A 673-nucleotide genomic window follows, 5' to 3' on the forward strand; every position below is an offset into this window, starting at 1 on the left:
CGGCATAATCACCACATCCAGCTCAAGCATGCCACGACGACAAGCCCATTTAATACGCGCCTTTTCTTCAGGAGTGTACATTCATTATTCCTTCATAGATGTCTTGTTATTAATGCGGAGTGTAACAAGGGATGTGCTACGTCACTAGTGTGCGGGTCACAATACGTTAAGTAACTTCAAGGTGTCAGATTCAAAGCTGGTCACTGATTCAACACCACTGAACCTCACGTTTAGCAACAGCGAGCTCTTTCCTAATTATTCTGCCATGAAATCACGATAGAAAACGTCACCTATCCTTGATTGGCATACGTTGTTGACGTTTCTTACTCAAGGTTGATTAGATTTCCAAATTACCGCTACATCTGAAAACTGAGCGGTTCTCGCTAAACCGAACACCTTAAGGTGACTTGGGCATATTGAAAGCTGACAAATGGTGAATCTGCATTTAACATAGCTGAAAAATATCTTCAAAAGGCATTGTAATCATGGAATGGCAAACTCGCTTTTCACCGCTCAACCTATCGACTCAAGATGCTCTACCAGAACTGTCTATCTCACGACTCGATCATCTAGGCATGATCACCATGGTAGGCGATGACAAAAAATCGTACCTGCATGGTCAAGTTACCTGTGATGTGGTTTCTCTAGAAAAAGACCAATCAACACTCGGTGC

1 protein-coding gene and 1 pseudogene are annotated in these 673 nt (G+C 42.8%); one reads left to right on the forward strand and one right to left on the reverse strand.

The window, feature by feature from the left end; all coding sequences use genetic code 11:
- Positions 1 to 81, reverse strand: an 81-nt coding sequence (locus tag R7E78_RS27145) for a succinate dehydrogenase assembly factor 2 (RefSeq protein WP_318058750.1), incomplete at its 3' end; no start/stop codon positions are given.
- A gap of 404 nt (positions 82 to 485) precedes the next feature.
- Here R7E78_RS27145 and R7E78_RS27150 point away from each other — a divergent pair.
- Positions 486 to 673: pseudogene (locus R7E78_RS27150) on the forward strand (folate-binding Fe/S cluster repair protein); the annotation flags it as partial.

The sequence above is a fragment of the Vibrio sp. YT-19(2023) genome (assembly GCF_033337395.1).